Here is a 16674-nt window from a genome sequence, read left to right as displayed (position 1 = left end):
AGCACTCCCAGGCGCGCGGGAACGCCCGTGTCGCGCTGCTGGCCGTGGCGGATCAGGTGCGCACCCCGGCGTGTGAAGTGCGGCTCAGCTACGCCGACTTCCAGTCGGCGCTGAACGTGTCACGCAACACCGTCCGGTCGGCCATACGTGAAGCGATCGAGCTGGGCGAGCTGGAAGAGCTGGAGCCCGCCGCTGGCCGGCGCGCCGCGCTCTACCGACTGCCCAAAGCTGTGGGGTACCTGCGGCTGCCCCAGCCCCGTAGAGGGTCAAGCCCTGACCCTCTACGGGGTCAGGGTGAAGACGGTAGCGGGTCAAGTTCTGACCCCCAAGGCCCCGGTAGCGGGTCAACTTCTGACCCCCAACGGGTTGGGGACTCTTCCGCTAGAGGGTCAGAGGTTGCCCCCCTAGCGAACCGTAGAGGGTCAAGTTCTGACCCCCCTTACCCAACTACTCCCAGAGAGCTACAAGAGGGGGCGCCGGCGGCCGACACCGCCCGCTACCCGGACCAAGCCCTGCCTCTGGTGCACGCGATGAGCGCCAGCGGGCTGGACGTCCGCTGGCCATTCCGCGGCAACGAGTGGTTCCCGATCATCGCGCTCATCACGTCGTGCGGCGTGAAGGCGATGGTCGAGCACGCGCACCGCGCCGCCGCAAACGCCCGCACCCCGGTGACCTCCGCGCGCTACTTCCTCCAGGGCTGGCGCGAGCTGCCCCCCGCCCCTCCCGAAGGCACCCCCGTCTACCGGCCCGCGCCGCACCTGCGAGCCGTAGGCGCCCCGTACAGCAACCCCGAAGACCGAGGGATTTTCTGATGACCACCGAGATCACATGGGACCCCGCTCTGGACGGGCCGCCCGACCCGGGCCGCACCCAGCCCCACGACGCAGTCGCCGAACAGAGCGTCCTCGGCGCCTGCCTCATCAGCCAGCCGGCCTGCCGCGAGATCCTCGACGTCCTGAACCCCGAGGCGTTCTACGAGAACCGCCACACGTTGATCTTCAACTGCATCGGCCGAATGCACGCCACCGGTCAGCCGATCGACCCCATCACCGTCACCAAGCACCTCGCCGACGCCGGGCAGCTGGCCAAGGTCGGCGGCGCGGGCTACGTCCACTCCTTGGTTCAGGTCGTCCCCACCGCGGCGAACGGTGAGTACTACGCCGAGATCATCGAGGACCGCTACCTGCGCCGGGAGCTGATCAAGCTCGGCACGGCCATCGCCGGCATGGGGTTCGCCACCGACGACGACACCTACGACCTGGTCGAGCGTGCCGTCACCATGGCCCGCGGACTGCGGGACCGAGGCCAGGCCACCGAGGACCTGCCCACCCAGGATCTGCTGGACTTCGTGCAGCACGAGGACACCTACGACTGGCTGGTGCCCGGCCTGCTGGAGCGCGCGGACCGCCTGATCCTCACCGCCAGTGAAGGCGGCGGGAAGTCCACGCTGCTGCGGCAGATGGCGGTGTGCATGGCCGCCGGTCTGCACCCGTTCAACCCCAGCCAGCACATCGACCCGCTGCGGGTGCTGGTCCTCGACTGCGAGAACGGCGAGCCGGCGTCTCGCCGCAAGTACCGGCCGCTGCTGAACGCGGCCGAGCGGCAGCGGCGGGGCCTGCGGCGCGGCCAGTTCAGCATCGAGTGCCGGCCGGCCGGCGTGGACCTGACCCGCCCGCAGGATCGGGCATGGGTGATGCGCCGGGTTGAGCGCCTCATGCCGGACGTCCTGATCATCGGCCCCGTCTACCGGCTGCACGCCGGCAACCCCAACGACGAAGAACTGGCCCGCAAGGTCAGCGTCGTGATCGACGAGGCGCGCGCCACGGCGAACTGCGCCGTGCTGATGGAAGCCCACTCCCCGCACGGCGGCGCGATCGGCCCCCGCTCCCTGCGCCCCCTCGGCAGCTCGCTGTGGATGCGCTGGCCCGAATTCGGCTTCGGCCTACGCCCGGTCGAAGACGAGAAGTCCGCGGCGAACGAGGCTGGGGCGCGCGGGCGTCGGGTCATCCCGTGGCGCGGCATGCGGGACGAGCGGGAGTGGCCGCAGTTCGTCCGCCAGGGCGACACCTGGCCGTGGGTGCCCTACCAGCCCATCGACGCACCGACGGGGGCGATCTGGTGACACGACACACCGCCAGCCGCGCAGCCGGTACCGCGCCCACCGCGGCTCTGAGCGAGCGCCAGCTGGAGATCCTGCGGCGGGTCGCGGCCGGCCAGACCCACCAGCAGATCGCCCGCGCCCTCGACCGCGCCGTCATCACCATCCGCAAGGACAGCACCGGCCTGCGGGCCGCGCTCGGCGCCCGCTCCCTCGCCCACGCCGTCCACCTCGCCCACGGCCTACGGCTCCTCGACCGCGAGCGGCACGGCGACCATGCCTCCTACGAGGCCCACCGGCGCCGAGGGGAGACCCCCTGCGGCAAGTGCCGCGCCGCCGAACGCGCCTACCGGCAGAACCTCCGCACCACCACCAAGGAGACCCGATGACCGACCCGATCCCGACCGTCCGCGCCGCCGCGGCCCGGCTCCGCGCCCTGGCCGGCGCCGCAGCCGAGGCGTCCGGCACCGACACCTGGACCGCCTCCCACCGCCACGCCGGCGCCGCCGACCTCACCGCTGGGCCCGGCCGGCGGCTCCTCCACGGCGGTGGTGGCCGCGGCGCCGGCCACTACCCGTTCGTCCTCCCAGCCGTCGCCGACTACGTCGCCGCCATGGGCCCGGCCGCCGGCATCGCGCTCGCCGCTCTGCTGGAGCGCACCGCCTCCGAGGCGGACGAGGACGGCCACGAGCAGTGCGGCTGCGCGCCCGACGCGTGCTCCCTCGCCGCCGCCGCCGCGCTGGCCCGACACCTGGAGACCGACCATGCCTGACCGCTATTCGAGCATCGGCGAGGCGATCGGCGCCGCCATGGCCCACAACGCCCGCATGGCCGCCAAGGCTGCCACCGCCCCCACCGTGGCGCCCCACAGGGCCCCTGACGCCCCGCCAGCCCCCTGGGTGAACACGGAGACGGCGGACGCCAGTTCGGGCGCTCAGGCGGGCGGGCTCCGGGCCCGGATCGCGGCGGCGATCGAGGCCGACGCCGAGAGCGGCCATCCCGTCGGCATCGTCCACGCCGTGCTCGCCGAGGTCCAGCAGGAGACCGCCCGCGCCGACCGGGCCGAGGCCGCGCTGGACCGCGTGCGGGCCCTGGCCACGATCCTGCCCCCCGACCCCGGTGGCGCCCCCGAGCTGGCCGCCGCTCACGCCGCTGGCTGGAACGACGCCATCGACCGCGTGACGGGTGAGATCGCCCGCGCCACCCCCGCCACCCCCACGCCGTAGTCCCGGTGGCCCGGGCCAGCCGCCGGGCCTCCGTCATCGCCACTGACCCACAAGCACCCGAGGAGGGACCGACCCATGGCCCAGTGCGGACTCTGCGACCGCGACCTGGCCGGCGACCGCGCCGAGCATCACCTGTGCGCCGGCTGCACCCGCGCAACCACCGAACGCCTCGCCCGCCTCCCCGCGCTGCATACCGTGTTGGCCGCGTTCCTCGCCCCAGCCGGCCGCCCCGCCGACGCGGGCGGGACCCGACCGGCCGAGGCCCCGCTCCCCGTCGACGAGACGGTCCTGACCCTCCGGGGCCCCGGAGCCATCATCGGGGTACTGGAGGACTGGCGCGCGGCCCTGCACACCGACCTGGAATGGGAGCCGCCCCGCATCACCGGCACCATCACCGACCGCGTCACCGCCGCCGCCAACGGCCTAGCCGTCAACCTCCCCTGGATCGCCGAGGCGTGGCCGGCCGCCGGCGACTTCGCCCGTGAGATCCGCGACCTGGAGCACGCCGCGATGAGCATCGTGGACCCTGCCCCCCGCCGGCGGCGCCTCGGCTGCTGCCTCGCCCTCACCGGTGCCGGCACCCCGTGCGGCGCCGTCGTGCACGTCACCGAGGGCGCCACCACCGCCCGCTGCCCCTGGTGCGGAACCCACTGGCCGCCCGACACCTGGGGCACGCTCGCCGCCCACCACAACCCCGAAGGAGTCCACGCCGCATGACCGACAAGACCCCGCCACCGTCCCCGTTCACCACCCTGGCGGCGGCGGCCGTCCAGTTGCACGAGTTCTACACTGCGCTCCAGGGCGCCGGCTTCAGTAAGGCCGAGGCGCTGGAGCTGGTTAAAGCCGCCCTTCTGCCTCCCGGCGCCAGCCCCGGCCACCGGCAGGCCCCCTGAGCGACACTGGCCCCATGGAGCCCCTGTACGTCCCGCCCGGGCACCTCACCGCCCACCAGGTTGCCGCACAGCTCGGTATCGGACTCCCCGCCGTCCGCCAGCTGGTGCGGCGCGGCCAACTCCGGCGCGCCGGCGGCAGCCCACGCCAGCCCTACTACGCCTGGGCCGACGTCCAAGCGCTGATCCGTGCCCGGCGGCCGACCGCAGCTTGACCAGCATCGAACGCTGTGTCACGATCTTTCCGCAGCATGACTACCGCCCCGGCCATGACCCCGGCCGAGATCCTCGCGCTGCCCGCCGTCGTCCCGGTCTGGCCCACGGTCGGCCGGATCTACGGGCTCGGGCGCACGACCACCTACGAACTGGCTCGGGCCGACGAGTTGCCGATCCCGGTCCGTCGGGTCGGCGTGGCAATGAGGGCCCGCCTGGTGGACATCGTCGCTGACCTCGGCTTGGAAGGAGGCGCCGCCGGGTCTAGCCACCCGACGACGCCGGAGAACGACCCGTCCCACACCCAGCGCTAACCAGACAGACGGCGACGCAACGGGGTCTAGCCACCCCTGCACGCCGCCGCCGGAAAGAGAACGTCCTCATGACCACAGTAGCCCCCGTTCTCACGGGCGCCGACAGCGTCGACTACGCCCAGGAACAGCGCTTCACCACGCAGCTGAAGGCCGTCCACGAGCCCAACCCGCCCGAGGCCGACGCCGGGCCCCGCACCTGGACCGTCACCGTCGACGGCGGGACGCCGATCACCGGCTATCGCCCCGCCTGGGCCGAGAACGACCCCAGCCAGGATGTGACCGCCGACCGCATCGGCGCCGTCCTGCCCGACCTGGGCATGTACCGCTACTACGACGGCTCGGCCGGCGTGCCCATCTTCTGCGCTGCCGACGGAGACCGGCCGGCGGGCCCCTTGGCCCTGCCGATGCTGCGGGCGGTCATGACCGTCCACCCCTACCGTGAGGCGGCACAGCAGCAGCCCACGGTCGATGTCGAGGTGCTGGGCGACAGCGACGAGTGGATGGAGAACCTGACCCCCGAGCAGCTGGCCGACGTCATCGCCGCGGTGCGCGCCCAGTGCGACCGCCTGGACCAGGTACACGCCGACCTGATCGCCGCCCGCGCCGACTGGGAGGCGAACGCCCGATGAAGCAGGACGACGTCACCGACTACTTGGGGTTCGCCGGCCTGGTCGTCGCCCGGCAGGTCGACCACCTGCTGGATGAAGGCCCGGTCCAGCAGACCATCACCGTCGCGAGCCGGCTCGCGCGCTTCGCGAAGACCACGCTGCTGACCCCGATCAGCGGCAAGGTCCGCGACCTGGCCGGGTTCGGTGAAGCCCCCGTCCACTATCAGCACGACGACACCGACTATCTGCTGCTGTCCGAGATCGCCGAGGCCCTCGGCTGGTTCCTGCCCCGCGCCCATGCCTGGGCCGACACCGACCACGCGTGGGCCGTGCGCGAGCAGCGCCGGGCGGACGAGGAGAGAGGGGACGGGCTCTTGGGGTACGACCTGCTGCGCGGCCTGGTCGACCTCGGCCTGACCCTCGCCCTCGATGACCCTGAGGCCCGCCCCGACGGCGGCGGCCGGCGGTGGTCGGACGCCGGTGACTGGCTGGTGGCTGACTACCGGTTGCCCGCACTGCTGCTGGTCAGTCCGTGGGGCAAAGAGTTCATGGACAACACCAGCGACCACTTCGGGCTCACCCTGCGGAAGACCTACGGCGACGCCGTAGGCGATCTGTTCCGCACCGACCTGACCGAAGAGGAAGCCTTGCGCAAGGCCCGGCGCGGCCCCGCGCTGGACACCCCGGACGGGGGCAACCCGTGATCGAGGTGACCCTGACGGTAGAGATTGACCTCACCGGCCCCGGTGACTGGCGCGACCAGCTGCGGGCGCAGACCCGCCACATCCCACCCGGCTCGGTCGTCGATGTCCGGGTGCCCGCCGGGCTGCTGGACCCCGAGATGGGGCGGGCCATCGGCGGCCACCTCGCTGCGGTCGCCAGCCGCATCAACCTCCGGCAGGCCGGCGGCGGGCCAGGCGGCAGCTGGCTCCTCACCAGCGTCATCGCCGCCAGCCGCGAACACGCCGCACCCGCACCACGCGCCGGGTGACCCGCAGCGCGGATGGCCGCCGGGGCACGCCCTTCCCGTGCCCCGGCGGCCCCACGCACCACGAACACCCAGTCGGCACCACCAGATAGCGAGAGCCGTTCGTGAGCATCCCCAGCACCCCAGACCTGCGGGCCGCCACCTCGGCGGCCGTCGGGAGGCGGTCATGAGCCTCGACGCCATGGGCTGGGTGTGGAAGCACTCCCAGGCGCGCGGGAACGCCCGTGTCGCGCTGCTGGCCGTGGCGGATCAGGTGCGCACCCCGGCGTGTGAAGTGCGGCTCAGCTACGCCGACTTCCAGTCGGCGCTGAACGTGTCACGCAACACCGTCCGGTCGGCCATACGTGAAGCGATCGAGCTGGGCGAGCTGGAAGAGCTGGAGCCCGCCGCTGGCCGGCGCGCCGCGCTCTACCGACTGCCCAAAGCTGTGGGGTACCTGCGGCTGCCCCAGCCCCGTAGAGGGTCAAGCCCTGACCCTCTACGGGGTCAGGGTGAAGACGGTAGCGGGTCAAGTTCTGACCCCCAAGGCCCCGGTAGCGGGTCAACTTCTGACCCCCAACGGGTTGGGGACTCTTCCGCTAGAGGGTCAGAGGTTGCCCCCCTAGCGAACCGTAGAGGGTCAAGTTCTGACCCCCCTTACCCAACTACTCCCAGAGAGCTACAAGAGGGGGCGCCGGCGGCCGACACCGCCCGCTACCCGGACCAAGCCCTGCCTCTGGTGCACGCGATGAGCGCCAGCGGGCTGGACGTCCGCTGGCCATTCCGCGGCAACGAGTGGTTCCCGATCATCGCGCTCATCACGTCGTGCGGCGTGAAGGCGATGGTCGAGCACGCGCACCGCGCCGCCGCAAACGCCCGCACCCCGGTGACCTCCGCGCGCTACTTCCTCCAGGGCTGGCGCGAGCTGCCCCCCGCCCCTCCCGAAGGCACCCCCGTCTACCGGCCCGCGCCGCACCTGCGAGCCGTAGGCGCCCCGTACAGCAACCCCGAAGACCGAGGGATTTTCTGATGACCACCGAGATCACATGGGACCCCGCTCTGGACGGGCCGCCCGACCCGGGCCGCACCCAGCCCCACGACGCAGTCGCCGAACAGAGCGTCCTCGGCGCCTGCCTCATCAGCCAGCCGGCCTGCCGCGAGATCCTCGACGTCCTGAACCCCGAGGCGTTCTACGAGAACCGCCACACGTTGATCTTCAACTGCATCGGCCGAATGCACGCCACCGGTCAGCCGATCGACCCCATCACCGTCACCAAGCACCTCGCCGACGCCGGGCAGCTGGCCAAGGTCGGCGGCGCGGGCTACGTCCACTCCTTGGTTCAGGTCGTCCCCACCGCGGCGAACGGTGAGTACTACGCCGAGATCATCGAGGACCGCTACCTGCGCCGGGAGCTGATCAAGCTCGGCACGGCCATCGCCGGCATGGGGTTCGCCACCGACGACGACACCTACGACCTGGTCGAGCGTGCCGTCACCATGGCCCGCGGACTGCGGGACCGAGGCCAGGCCACCGAGGACCTGCCCACCCAGGATCTGCTGGACTTCGTGCAGCACGAGGACACCTACGACTGGCTGGTGCCCGGCCTGCTGGAGCGCGCGGACCGCCTGATCCTCACCGCCAGTGAAGGCGGCGGGAAGTCCACGCTGCTGCGGCAGATGGCGGTGTGCATGGCCGCCGGTCTGCACCCGTTCAACCCCAGCCAGCACATCGACCCGCTGCGGGTGCTGGTCCTCGACTGCGAGAACGGCGAGCCGGCGTCTCGCCGCAAGTACCGGCCGCTGCTGAACGCGGCCGAGCGGCAGCGGCGGGGCCTGCGGCGCGGCCAGTTCAGCATCGAGTGCCGGCCGGCCGGCGTGGACCTGACCCGCCCGCAGGATCGGGCATGGGTGATGCGCCGGGTTGAGCGCCTCATGCCGGACGTCCTGATCATCGGCCCCGTCTACCGGCTGCACGCCGGCAACCCCAACGACGAAGAACTGGCCCGCAAGGTCAGCGTCGTGATCGACGAGGCGCGCGCCACGGCGAACTGCGCCGTGCTGATGGAAGCCCACTCCCCGCACGGCGGCGCGATCGGCCCCCGCTCCCTGCGCCCCCTCGGCAGCTCGCTGTGGATGCGCTGGCCCGAATTCGGCTTCGGCCTACGCCCGGTCGAAGACGAGAAGTCCGCGGCGAACGAGGCTGGGGCGCGCGGGCGTCGGGTCATCCCGTGGCGCGGCATGCGGGACGAGCGGGAGTGGCCGCAGTTCGTCCGCCAGGGCGACACCTGGCCGTGGGTGCCCTACCAGCCCATCGACGCACCGACGGGGGCGATCTGGTGACACGACACACCGCCAGCCGCGCAGCCGGTACCGCGCCCACCGCGGCTCTGAGCGAGCGCCAGCTGGAGATCCTGCGGCGGGTCGCGGCCGGCCAGACCCACCAGCAGATCGCCCGCGCCCTCGACCGCGCCGTCATCACCATCCGCAAGGACAGCACCGGCCTGCGGGCCGCGCTCGGCGCCCGCTCCCTCGCCCACGCCGTCCACCTCGCCCACGGCCTACGGCTCCTCGACCGCGAGCGGCACGGCGACCATGCCTCCTACGAGGCCCACCGGCGCCGAGGGGAGACCCCCTGCGGCAAGTGCCGCGCCGCCGAACGCGCCTACCGGCAGAACCTCCGCACCACCACCAAGGAGACCCGATGACCGACCCGATCCCGACCGTCCGCGCCGCCGCGGCCCGGCTCCGCGCCCTGGCCGGCGCCGCAGCCGAGGCGTCCGGCACCGACACCTGGACCGCCTCCCACCGCCACGCCGGCGCCGCCGACCTCACCGCTGGGCCCGGCCGGCGGCTCCTCCACGGCGGTGGTGGCCGCGGCGCCGGCCACTACCCGTTCGTCCTCCCAGCCGTCGCCGACTACGTCGCCGCCATGGGCCCGGCCGCCGGCATCGCGCTCGCCGCTCTGCTGGAGCGCACCGCCTCCGAGGCGGACGAGGACGGCCACGAGCAGTGCGGCTGCGCGCCCGACGCGTGCTCCCTCGCCGCCGCCGCCGCGCTGGCCCGACACCTGGAGACCGACCATGCCTGACCGCTATTCGAGCATCGGCGAGGCGATCGGCGCCGCCATGGCCCACAACGCCCGCATGGCCGCCAAGGCTGCCACCGCCCCCACCGTGGCGCCCCACAGGGCCCCTGACGCCCCGCCAGCCCCCTGGGTGAACACGGAGACGGCGGACGCCAGTTCGGGCGCTCAGGCGGGCGGGCTCCGGGCCCGGATCGCGGCGGCGATCGAGGCCGACGCCGAGAGCGGCCATCCCGTCGGCATCGTCCACGCCGTGCTCGCCGAGGTCCAGCAGGAGACCGCCCGCGCCGACCGGGCCGAGGCCGCGCTGGACCGCGTGCGGGCCCTGGCCACGATCCTGCCCCCCGACCCCGGTGGCGCCCCCGAGCTGGCCGCCGCTCACGCCGCTGGCTGGAACGACGCCATCGACCGCGTGACGGGTGAGATCGCCCGCGCCACCCCCGCCACCCCCACGCCGTAGTCCCGGTGGCCCGGGCCAGCCGCCGGGCCTCCGTCATCGCCACTGACCCACAAGCACCCGAGGAGGGACCGACCCATGGCCCAGTGCGGACTCTGCGACCGCGACCTGGCCGGCGACAGCGCCGAGCATCACCTGTGCGCCGGCTGCACCCGCGCAACCCCCGAACGCCTCGCACGCCTCCCCTCGCTGCATACCGTGTTGGCCGCGTTCCTCGCCCCCGCCGGCCGCCCCGCCGACGCGGGCGGGACCCGACCGGCCGAGGCCCCGCTCCCCGTCGACGAGACGGTGCTGACCCTCCGGGGCCCCGGAGGCATCATCGGGGTACTGGAGGACTGGCGCGCGGCCCTGCACACCGACCTGGAATGGGAGCCGCCCCGCATCACCGGCACCATCACCGACCGCGTCACCGCCGCCGCCAACGGCCTAGCCGTCAACCTCCCCTGGATCGCCGAGGCGTGGCCGGCCGCCGGCGACTTCGCCCGTGAGATCCGCGACCTGGAGCACGCCGCGATGAGCATCGTGGACCCTGCCCCCCGCCGGCGGCGCCTCGGCTGCTGCCTCGCCCTCACCGGTGCCGGCACCCCGTGCGGCGCCGTCGTGCACGTCACCGAGGGCGCCACCACCGCCCGCTGCCCCTGGTGCGGAACCCACTGGCCGCCCGACACCTGGGGCACGCTCGCCGCCCACCACAACCCCGAAGGAGTCCACGCCGCATGACCGACAAGACCCCGCCACCGTCCCCGTTCACCACCCTGGCGGCGGCGGCCGTCCAGTTGCACGAGTTCTACACTGCGCTCCAGGGCGCCGGCTTCAGTAAGGCCGAGGCGCTGGAGCTGGTTAAAGCCGCCCTTCTGCCTCCCGGCGCCAGCCCCGGCCACCGGCAGGCCCCCTGAGCGACACTGGCCCCATGGAGCCCCTGTACGTCCCGCCCGGGCACCTCACCGCCCACCAGGTTGCCGCACAGCTCGGTATCGGACTCCCCGCCGTCCGCCAGCTGGTGCGGCGCGGCCAACTCCGGCGCGCCGGCGGCAGCCCACGCCAGCCCTACTACGCCTGGGCCGACGTCCAAGCGCTGATCCGTGCCCGGCGGCCGACCGCAGCTTGACCAGCATCGAACGCTGTGTCACGATCTTTCCGCAGACGTATGCCCGAAGGGCCCCACCGGAACACCGGTCGGGGCCCTTCGGCATGAGACCACCCTGGGCGGGTGGAGTGGGAGAGAGCGGCCCTGGGGGTGTGAGGGCGCCCCGGGGCCGCACCCCACCATCACGGATGGATCACACCGCCCCCACGTGCTCAACTCCAGTGCCAGGCTCATCACATGAGACGAACACGAACCGTCGCCCTCTTACCTCTCGCCGCTGCACTGGCCCTCACCGGCTGCTCCGAGGACGAGGCCGCCACCGTGAACGGCATGGAGCGCGAGGCGTACTACGCCTGCGAGGACTTCGCCTTGCGCTACGACGAGCTTGCGCCCCAGCAGGACCGCGTGGACCTGGCCGAGGCTGTGCACGAGTGGGCGCCCCACTCCGACCTGGAGCCCATCCGCGACACCGCAGCGACGCTCGTTCGTGTCGCCGAGGGGGCCGGAGACACTGTCGACTGGCAGATGGCAGCCGACTCCTTCGCCACAGCCTGCATCGACAACGGGTGGAACGACGCCAACTGAGCCACACGCACGGGAGCGTGAACCATGCCCCGTCGCCGATCCCTGGGGGTCTGTCCAACACCGGGGTGCCCAAACCTGACCCCCCAGGGCAGATGCACCCCCTGCCAGGCCAAGGCCACCCAGGGCCGCCTCAGCGCCCGGGCCCGCGGCTACGACACCAGGTGGGAACGCACCGCAGCGGCATACCTGCGTGAGCATCCCTACTGCGAGTGCGAGCAGTGCGAACAACTTCCTGTGGTGCTGCGTCCTCGCGCTACCGAGGTCAACCACAGGGACGGACTCGGACCCTTGGGACCGCGAGGACATGACCCCGCGAACTTGCAGGCCATGACGAAGGCTCATCACTCTGCGCACACTGCGCGAGAGCAGCCAGGAGGCTGGAACGATCGAGCTTGGTGACTGCGGGTGATCGCGGGGGTGGGGGTGGACCCCTTCCGACCTGGGGTTCCGGAACGCCGGGGAGGGCTCCGGGGGGCGAGTCAGGTTCATAAGGGCATTCGGCCGCCACGCAATGTGGCGGCCTTTTGGTTGCGCAATGTGACCGGTTGGAGTGATCGTGATGCCTCGTGGTGGAGCCCGGACGCGTTCCGGCCCGCCGCCGGACCCGAACGCGCTGCGGCGCGAGCGGCCGGCGGACAAGGCCGGTTGGACGGTGTTGCCGGCTGGTGGCCGGTCGGCGCCGGCGCCGGAGTGGCCGCTCACTGACCCGTCGCCGCGGGAGATGGTCCTCTGGTCGCAGCTGTGGTCTCGGCCGCAGGCGGTGGCCTGGCAAGCGCTGGACCAGGCGCTGGAGGTCGCGCTGTTCGTGCGGCTGCTGGTCGAGGTCGAGGAGCCGGACGCCAGCTCGGAGCGGCGGAAGCAGCTACGCAGCTACATGGATTCACTGGGCCTGAGCGTGGCGGGGATGCTGCGGAACCGGTGGCGGGTCGCCCCGGTCGCCGAGGAGCCGGGCGAGGAGCTGGCGCCGGGCGGCGGCGAGCGTCCCGCGCGGCGGTCGGCGCGGGACCGCATGAAGGTCATCGAGGGCGGTGCCTGAGCCGACCGAGGCCGGGTTCGTTGTCGACTTCCCCGCGCTGTGGGTGGTGCCGGACTGGATCGAGGCCCATTGTCCGGTGCCGGATGGTTTCCAGCAGGGCGGGGACCTGGAGCTGTACCCGTGGCAGTTGTGGTGCACGGTCAACCACTACCGGGTCAAGCCCAGTGCGGCCGCAGGCCAGTTGGCGCCGGCGTTCCACTACCGGCGCAGCCTCGTTGTCGCCCCGCAGAAGACGGGGAAGGGGCCGTGGCTGGCCGCGATCATCGCCGCCGAGGCGGCGGGACCGGTGGTCTTCGCCGGCTGGGCCCGCGGCGGGGAGCGGTACCGGTGCGCGGACCATGGTTGTTCGTGTGGCTGGTGGTACGAGTACCGCGCGGGTGAGCCGATGGGCGTTCCCTGGCCCACTCCGCTGATCCAGTTGACAGCCAGCTCCGAAGACCAGGTCGCCAACGTCTACCGGCCCTTGCAGAGCATGGTGAAACTCGGGCCACTGTCCGATCAGATGCGGGTGGGCGAAGAGTTCATTCGCATCGGCGACCGCGGGCGGGCCGACGTGGTCACCTCGTCGGCGATGTCGAGGCTCGGGAACCCCATCACGTTCGCCGGGCAGGACGAGACCGGTACGTGGACCGAGGCCAACAAGCTGAGGCGTGTGGCGGAGACGCAGCGCCGTGGTCTGGCTGGCATGGGCGGCCGGGCTGTGGAGACGACGAACGCCTGGGACCCGTCTGAGGATTCCGTTGCCCAGCGAACGTCGGAGTCGAGAGCGAAGGACATCTTCCGGTACCACCCGCAGGCGCCACGGTCCCTCTCCTACGGCGACAAGCGGTCCCGCCGCAGAATCCACAAGATCGTCTATGCCGGCAGTGCCCACGTCGACCTCGACGCCATCGAGGCTGAGACGGCCGAGCTGATGGAGAAGGACCCCGCCCAAGGGGAACGGTTCTTCGGCAACCGGCCGGTGGCCGGCTCGGCCGGCTGGTTGGCTGGGGAGAAGTGGGCGGCGAAGGCCGCGCCGCGGCGCGTGCGGCCGTTCACGCGGATCGTGCTCGGCTTCGACGGGTCGGACGTGGACGACTGGACGGCGATCCGCGGCGAGACGATGGATGGCCACCAGTTCACGCCGCTGTACGGGCCGGACGATGCCCCAACGATCTGGAACCCGGCCGACTTCGGTGGGCAGGTTCCGCGCGCCGAGGTGCGCGCGGCCATGGAACAGCTGATGACCCGGTACGACGTGGTCCGGCTGTACGCGGACCCGCCGTACTGGGACACCGAGGTCGACGAGTGGGCGGACACATACGGCGAAGAGCGGGTGATCCGCTGGTACACCCGCCGGCTGGTGCAGATGCACTCGGCGGCCGAGCGGCTGCGCACGGACGTGCTGAAGCGCAACGCCGCCGACGGACAGCGGGCCAGCTCGTTCACGCACGACGGATGCGAGCTGACGCAGGCGCACATCGAGAACACGCGGATGGCTGTGCGGCCGTCTGGGATGTACCTGCTGAGGAAGGCCGCGCCGTCCCAGAAGATCGACGCCAGCATGGCCAGCATCCTGGCGCACGAGGCGCTGGGTGACGTGATCGCGGCTGGCCTGGCTGAGCGCGAAGAGAGCTTCTACTACGGCGGATAGGGGGCGACATGGCGTCGCTGACGCAGGCCCTGCGCCTGGTGGGGCTGTTGGAGTCGGAGTTGATCCGGCGCCGCGGTGAGATCGACCGGAACGACGACTACTACCGGGGACGGCACCCGCTGAAGTTCGCGTCGGATGAGTTCCGGCGCTTCCACGGGGACCGCTACCGCGACTTCTCCGACAACTGGGTTCAGGTCGTGGCCGACTCCCCGGTGGAGCGGTTGGAGGTGACGGGGTTCCAGGTGCCGGGTGAGCTGCGCGCCGACGAGGAGTTGTGGCGGGTGTGGCAGACAAACGGCCTGGACGCCGACTCGCAGTTGGGGTTCCTCGGGGCGGTGAACTCTGCGCGGTCGTTCGTGCTGGTGTGGGGTGATCCGGATGACGAGGACACGCCGCTGGTCTCGTTCGAGGACGCCGGGCAGTGCATCGTGGCCTACGAGCCGGGGTCGCGGCGCCGGCGGCGGGCGGCGCTGAAGCGGTGGCAGGACGGCAACCAGGACTTCGCCACCCTGTATCTGCCCAGCGAGGTGTGGAAGTTCTCCCGGCCGCTGGCCCGCCAGGACAAGAGCCCGCAGATGGCGGATGTCGACGAGGAGCTGGCGCAGTGGGAGCCGCGCGAGCTGGTCGACGAGCCAAACCCGCAGCCCAACCCCATGGCCACCGTGCCGATGGTGGAGCTGCCCAACAAGCCGATGCTGGTCGACGACCCGATCTCGGACGTGTCCGGCGTGACGGCGATGCAGGACGCCATCAACCTGTTGTGGGCGCAGCTGTTCACCGCCTCCGACTACGCGTCGTTCCCGCAGCGGGTGGTGCTCGGTGCTGAGCGGCCGATGATCCCGAAGCTCAACGCGGCCGGAGAGATCGTAGGGAAGCAGCCGGTAGACCTGTCCAAGTTCGCGGTGGACAGGGTGGCGTGGATCACCGGTAAAGACGCGAAGATCGCTGAGTGGCAGGCGGCGAACTTGGCCGCGTACAGCGGGATCATCGAGGTTGCTGTGGGCCATCTCGCGGCGCAGACCCGCACTCCGCAGCACTACCTCATCGGCAAGATGGCCAACTTGAGTGGCGACGCGCTGATTGCGGCCGAGACCGGTCTGGTCAAGCGCGTCAACGAGAAGCAGATGTGGTTCGGCCAGGCGTTGCGCGAGGTCGCGCGGCTGATCCTGCTGGCCCGCGGCGAGGACGCCAGGGCGCGCGAGATGCGGGCCGGCCGGGTGCTGTGGGCGGACGCCGAGTCCCGCTCCCACTCCCAGCTCGCCGACAGCCTGCTGAAGCTGAAGCAGTTGGGCTTCCCCTTCGAGTGGCTGGCGCTGCGGTACGGGCTGACGCCGACCGAAGTCGCCGACGTGGTCGCGATGCGCGAGCGCGAGGCGGAGATGGACCCGGTCGGGGAGATCACCCGCATGATGGCCGGCGAGCAACCCGGCCCCGGCCCGGATGACGAGGGCGACCCCGATGAAGACGAGGCTGGGGCGTGAGCCCCACCCCGACGGCCGTCGCGCACCAGCGGCAGCAAGCGCGCGCCTCCGAAGCAGCGGCGCGGGCGGCCGGTAGGGCGTGGTCCCGACTCGATCCGGACGACATCCGGGGCTCCTGGCGGGTGCAGCTGGCGGTCGTCATCGCGGCGGTGTCCGGCGGGCAACTCGCGGTCGCGCAGGCGGCAGAGCCGTGGCTGACCCGGCTCCTCGGCGACGAGGCGGCGCCGGCCGAGGGGAACCGGCTCAGCGCCCGCTCCCTCGTCGGGGCGACGGTGGACGGCCGCCCGCTGGCCATTCCGCTGATGGGCCCGATGCTGCACGTCCTCGGCGCGATCGGCCGCGGCGCCACGATCGCGGCGGCGTTCTCCGCTGGGCGGGCGCTGCTGGACCTGACGGTCCGCACCCTGGTCGCGGACACGGGTCGGGCGGCGGACACCGTCGGCATGATCACCCGCCCCACGGTCACCTCGTACATCAGGGTGGTGGAGGGCGGGGCGTGTGACCGGTGCCTGATCCTGGCCGGCCGGGAGTACGGCATCTCGACGGGCTTCCTACGGCATCCGCGCTGCCAGTGCGGGATGGAGCCGCGCACGCGCGAGCACCGCCCGGCCGCGCAGGACCCGCGCGCCGTGTTCGACCGGATGACGCCGCAGCAGCAGGCCAGCCGGTTCGGGCGCGACGCGGCCGACGCGATCCGGCACGGCGCCGACATCGCCCAGGTCGTGAACGCCCGCCGCGGCATGAGCGCGGCCGGCACCACGCCGGAAGGAACGACCCGCCGAGGCGGCTGGTTCCGCCAGGAGTTCCAGCGGCTGAAGGACGCCGGGATCGTCCCGGCCACCCAGACGTCGCGCGGGTACCGGCTGCCGACGCAGCGGCTCACCCCGGCCGAGATCTACCGGCGGGCCACGACCCGCGAACAGGCCGTCGCCCTGCTGCGGCAGTACGGCTACCTCACTGCCTGATCGGGCGCAACGCCCGGCCTCCACGACCCGCA

At 72.4% G+C, this 16674-nt stretch carries 25 protein-coding genes; all 25 read left to right on the top strand.

Going from position 1 to position 16674, the window contains the following annotated elements:
- The first annotated feature begins 530 nt into the window (after positions 1–530).
- The 25 genes from RM844_RS28855 (at position 531) to RM844_RS28735 (ending at position 16642) form a co-directional block, all read left to right on the top strand.
- A complete protein-coding gene (locus tag RM844_RS28855) occupies positions 531–812 on the top strand; it encodes a hypothetical protein (RefSeq protein ID WP_311670357.1) in 282 nt (93 codons plus the stop codon).
- Positions 812–2122, top strand: coding sequence for a DnaB-like helicase N-terminal domain-containing protein (locus RM844_RS28850; protein ID WP_311670356.1), 1311 nt, complete (start codon positions 812–814; stop codon positions 2120–2122). Before RM844_RS28855 ends, RM844_RS28850 begins: the two co-directional genes overlap by 1 nt.
- On the top strand, positions 2119–2487 hold the full coding sequence (locus RM844_RS28845) for a LuxR C-terminal-related transcriptional regulator (RefSeq protein ID WP_311670355.1): 369 nt from the start codon (positions 2119–2121) through the stop codon (positions 2485–2487). The genes RM844_RS28850 and RM844_RS28845 overlap by 4 nt, the downstream gene beginning before the upstream one ends.
- Positions 2484–2870, top strand: a complete 387-nt coding sequence (locus tag RM844_RS28840; RefSeq protein WP_311670354.1) for a hypothetical protein — start codon at positions 2484–2486, stop codon at positions 2868–2870. Before RM844_RS28845 ends, RM844_RS28840 begins: the two co-directional genes overlap by 4 nt.
- Positions 2863–3324, top strand: a complete 462-nt coding sequence (locus RM844_RS28835; RefSeq protein ID WP_311670353.1) for a hypothetical protein — start codon at positions 2863–2865, stop codon at positions 3322–3324. Before RM844_RS28840 ends, RM844_RS28835 begins: the two co-directional genes overlap by 8 nt.
- A gap of 75 nt (positions 3325–3399) precedes the next feature.
- Positions 3400–4041 (top strand): hypothetical protein, encoded by a 642-nt coding sequence (locus tag RM844_RS28830; protein ID WP_311670362.1) that lies wholly within the window; start codon positions 3400–3402, stop codon positions 4039–4041.
- Positions 4038–4217, top strand: a complete 180-nt coding sequence (locus RM844_RS28825; RefSeq protein ID WP_311670351.1) for a hypothetical protein — start codon at positions 4038–4040, stop codon at positions 4215–4217. Before RM844_RS28830 ends, RM844_RS28825 begins: the two co-directional genes overlap by 4 nt.
- 14 nt (positions 4218–4231) lie before the next feature.
- A complete protein-coding gene (locus tag RM844_RS28820; RefSeq protein ID WP_311670350.1) occupies positions 4232–4429 on the top strand; it encodes a hypothetical protein in 198 nt (65 codons plus the stop codon).
- A gap of 36 nt (positions 4430–4465) precedes the next feature.
- A complete protein-coding gene (locus RM844_RS28815) occupies positions 4466–4741 on the top strand; it encodes a DNA-binding protein (RefSeq protein WP_311670361.1) in 276 nt (91 codons plus the stop codon).
- A gap of 68 nt (positions 4742–4809) precedes the next feature.
- Positions 4810–5370 carry a DUF6907 domain-containing protein gene (locus RM844_RS28810; protein ID WP_311670360.1) on the top strand — a complete coding sequence of 187 codons (561 nt, stop codon included), beginning with the start codon at positions 4810–4812 and terminating at the stop codon, positions 5368–5370.
- Complete coding sequence (locus RM844_RS28805) at positions 5367–6053, top strand: hypothetical protein (RefSeq protein WP_311670359.1); 687 nt, start codon at positions 5367–5369, stop codon at positions 6051–6053. Before RM844_RS28810 ends, RM844_RS28805 begins: the two co-directional genes overlap by 4 nt.
- Positions 6050–6340 (top strand): hypothetical protein, encoded by a 291-nt coding sequence (locus RM844_RS28800; protein ID WP_311670358.1) that lies wholly within the window; start codon positions 6050–6052, stop codon positions 6338–6340. The genes RM844_RS28805 and RM844_RS28800 overlap by 4 nt, the downstream gene beginning before the upstream one ends.
- A gap of 724 nt (positions 6341–7064) precedes the next feature.
- Entirely contained in the window at positions 7065–7346 is a 282-nt protein-coding gene (locus RM844_RS28795) for a hypothetical protein (protein ID WP_311670357.1), read from the top strand.
- Complete coding sequence (locus RM844_RS28790) at positions 7346–8656, top strand: DnaB-like helicase N-terminal domain-containing protein (RefSeq protein WP_311670356.1); 1311 nt, start codon at positions 7346–7348, stop codon at positions 8654–8656. The genes RM844_RS28795 and RM844_RS28790 overlap by 1 nt, the downstream gene beginning before the upstream one ends.
- Complete coding sequence (locus RM844_RS28785; RefSeq protein ID WP_311670355.1) at positions 8653–9021, top strand: LuxR C-terminal-related transcriptional regulator; 369 nt, start codon at positions 8653–8655, stop codon at positions 9019–9021. The genes RM844_RS28790 and RM844_RS28785 overlap by 4 nt, the downstream gene beginning before the upstream one ends.
- Complete coding sequence (locus RM844_RS28780) at positions 9018–9404, top strand: hypothetical protein (RefSeq protein WP_311670354.1); 387 nt, start codon at positions 9018–9020, stop codon at positions 9402–9404. Before RM844_RS28785 ends, RM844_RS28780 begins: the two co-directional genes overlap by 4 nt.
- Entirely contained in the window at positions 9397–9858 is a 462-nt protein-coding gene (locus tag RM844_RS28775) for a hypothetical protein (protein WP_311670353.1), read from the top strand. Before RM844_RS28780 ends, RM844_RS28775 begins: the two co-directional genes overlap by 8 nt.
- Before the next feature lie 75 nt (positions 9859–9933).
- Entirely contained in the window at positions 9934–10575 is a 642-nt protein-coding gene (locus tag RM844_RS28770; RefSeq protein WP_311670352.1) for a hypothetical protein, read from the top strand.
- Positions 10572–10751, top strand: a complete 180-nt coding sequence (locus RM844_RS28765; protein WP_311670351.1) for a hypothetical protein — start codon at positions 10572–10574, stop codon at positions 10749–10751. Before RM844_RS28770 ends, RM844_RS28765 begins: the two co-directional genes overlap by 4 nt.
- A gap of 14 nt (positions 10752–10765) precedes the next feature.
- Positions 10766–10963: a hypothetical protein gene (locus RM844_RS28760; protein WP_311670350.1), complete on the top strand. Its 198-nt coding sequence runs from the start codon at positions 10766–10768 to the stop codon at positions 10961–10963.
- 216 nt (positions 10964–11179) lie between these two features.
- Positions 11180–11527 carry a hypothetical protein gene (locus RM844_RS28755; RefSeq protein ID WP_311670349.1) on the top strand — a complete coding sequence of 116 codons (348 nt, stop codon included), beginning with the start codon at positions 11180–11182 and terminating at the stop codon, positions 11525–11527.
- Positions 11528–12086: 559 nt separating this feature from the next.
- On the top strand, positions 12087–12563 hold the full coding sequence (locus RM844_RS28750) for a phage terminase small subunit (protein ID WP_311670348.1): 477 nt from the start codon (positions 12087–12089) through the stop codon (positions 12561–12563).
- A complete protein-coding gene (locus RM844_RS28745) occupies positions 12556–14196 on the top strand; it encodes a hypothetical protein (protein WP_311670347.1) in 1641 nt (546 codons plus the stop codon). Before RM844_RS28750 ends, RM844_RS28745 begins: the two co-directional genes overlap by 8 nt.
- A gap of 8 nt (positions 14197–14204) precedes the next feature.
- Positions 14205–15677 carry a phage portal protein gene (locus RM844_RS28740; protein ID WP_311670346.1) on the top strand — a complete coding sequence of 491 codons (1473 nt, stop codon included), beginning with the start codon at positions 14205–14207 and terminating at the stop codon, positions 15675–15677.
- A complete protein-coding gene (locus RM844_RS28735) occupies positions 15674–16642 on the top strand; it encodes a hypothetical protein (RefSeq protein WP_311670345.1) in 969 nt (322 codons plus the stop codon). The genes RM844_RS28740 and RM844_RS28735 overlap by 4 nt, the downstream gene beginning before the upstream one ends.
- Positions 16643–16674: the final 32 nt, after the last annotated feature.

This window comes from Streptomyces chisholmiae (assembly GCF_031845445.1).
GTDB lineage: Bacteria > Actinomycetota > Actinomycetes > Streptomycetales > Streptomycetaceae > Streptomyces > Streptomyces chisholmiae.
Note: the sequence above shows the minus strand (reverse complement) of the source record. Positions and strands in the feature narration are given on the sequence as shown.

Excerpts from the sequence above, each read along its gene's own strand:
- RM844_RS28770 (WP_311670352.1), top strand. The coding sequence starts at position 9,934 with ATGGCCCAGTGCGGACTCTGCGACCGCGACCTGGCCGGCGACAGCGCC.
- RM844_RS28825 (WP_311670351.1), top strand. The coding sequence starts at position 4,038 with ATGACCGACAAGACCCCGCCACCGTCCCCGTTCACCACCCTGGCGGCG.
- RM844_RS28750 (WP_311670348.1), top strand. The coding sequence starts at position 12,087 with ATGCCTCGTGGTGGAGCCCGGACGCGTTCCGGCCCGCCGCCGGACCCG.
- RM844_RS28805 (WP_311670359.1), top strand. The coding sequence starts at position 5,367 with ATGAAGCAGGACGACGTCACCGACTACTTGGGGTTCGCCGGCCTGGTC.
- RM844_RS28855 (WP_311670357.1), top strand. The coding sequence starts at position 531 with ATGAGCGCCAGCGGGCTGGACGTCCGCTGGCCATTCCGCGGCAACGAG.
- RM844_RS28820 (WP_311670350.1), top strand. The coding sequence starts at position 4,232 with ATGGAGCCCCTGTACGTCCCGCCCGGGCACCTCACCGCCCACCAGGTT.
- RM844_RS28790 (WP_311670356.1), top strand. The coding sequence starts at position 7,346 with ATGACCACCGAGATCACATGGGACCCCGCTCTGGACGGGCCGCCCGAC.
- RM844_RS28795 (WP_311670357.1), top strand. The coding sequence starts at position 7,065 with ATGAGCGCCAGCGGGCTGGACGTCCGCTGGCCATTCCGCGGCAACGAG.
- RM844_RS28815 (WP_311670361.1), top strand. The coding sequence starts at position 4,466 with ATGACTACCGCCCCGGCCATGACCCCGGCCGAGATCCTCGCGCTGCCC.
- RM844_RS28835 (WP_311670353.1), top strand. The coding sequence starts at position 2,863 with ATGCCTGACCGCTATTCGAGCATCGGCGAGGCGATCGGCGCCGCCATG.
- RM844_RS28830 (WP_311670362.1), top strand. The coding sequence starts at position 3,400 with ATGGCCCAGTGCGGACTCTGCGACCGCGACCTGGCCGGCGACCGCGCC.
- RM844_RS28840 (WP_311670354.1), top strand. The coding sequence starts at position 2,484 with ATGACCGACCCGATCCCGACCGTCCGCGCCGCCGCGGCCCGGCTCCGC.
- RM844_RS28740 (WP_311670346.1), top strand. The coding sequence starts at position 14,205 with ATGGCGTCGCTGACGCAGGCCCTGCGCCTGGTGGGGCTGTTGGAGTCG.
- RM844_RS28775 (WP_311670353.1), top strand. The coding sequence starts at position 9,397 with ATGCCTGACCGCTATTCGAGCATCGGCGAGGCGATCGGCGCCGCCATG.
- RM844_RS28780 (WP_311670354.1), top strand. The coding sequence starts at position 9,018 with ATGACCGACCCGATCCCGACCGTCCGCGCCGCCGCGGCCCGGCTCCGC.
- RM844_RS28810 (WP_311670360.1), top strand. The coding sequence starts at position 4,810 with ATGACCACAGTAGCCCCCGTTCTCACGGGCGCCGACAGCGTCGACTAC.
- RM844_RS28755 (WP_311670349.1), top strand. The coding sequence starts at position 11,180 with ATGAGACGAACACGAACCGTCGCCCTCTTACCTCTCGCCGCTGCACTG.
- RM844_RS28850 (WP_311670356.1), top strand. The coding sequence starts at position 812 with ATGACCACCGAGATCACATGGGACCCCGCTCTGGACGGGCCGCCCGAC.
- RM844_RS28760 (WP_311670350.1), top strand. The coding sequence starts at position 10,766 with ATGGAGCCCCTGTACGTCCCGCCCGGGCACCTCACCGCCCACCAGGTT.
- RM844_RS28765 (WP_311670351.1), top strand. The coding sequence starts at position 10,572 with ATGACCGACAAGACCCCGCCACCGTCCCCGTTCACCACCCTGGCGGCG.